General features: G+C 51.5%; 1 pseudogene. It reads right to left on the bottom strand.

The window, feature by feature from the left end:
* A pseudogene (locus tag R7Q48_RS29835) lies at nucleotides 1-552 on the bottom strand (HAMP domain-containing protein); the annotation flags it as partial.
* Nucleotides 553-561: the final 9 nt, after the last annotated feature.

Below are 561 nucleotides of genomic sequence, written 5' to 3'. Positions count from 1 at the left end.
AGAAATGTCCGACAGTAAACGCTGCTGACCTGAAATCATCTGATTCACCGCTTCGACCATTTGGTTGAAGCTGCTGCCCGCTTGACGAAATTCTGCGGTGCCTTTTTCAAGATTCGGATCGATGACGAACTCACCTTTCGCCACTCGCTGTGCGGCGGCTTCAAGGCGGCGTGCAGGTTGGCTCAGCGCCCAGGCAAGCCACAGCAGTAATGGTGTGCTCACCAACATGACTGCCAACAGTAACTGGAATGGGTGGTCGAAGAGACGCAGCAGCAGCGGTGGTGGCTCGTTCCATTTAAAGCCAACGTACATCAGCAGTTCAGAGTCGGCCAGAACGATTGGCACAGGGCCGGCAATCATATAGCGACCATAAAGTCTCTGTTTTGGTTTGTTGTAATCTTCAATACTGGTGACAAAGTTTTGCATCGCACGCAGTTGAAAGTTGCTGCGCTTATCGATGGTTAAGACGTTGCCGTTGTAATCCGAAAAGAACACTCGTGGTCGTGGGTCATGTTTATCTGCTCGGCAGCCCACGACGCGGAATAAAACGCGTCATAGATC

The organism is Vibrio sp. 378, from assembly GCF_033339435.1.
This window is presented reverse-complemented; position numbering and strand designations above follow the sequence as displayed.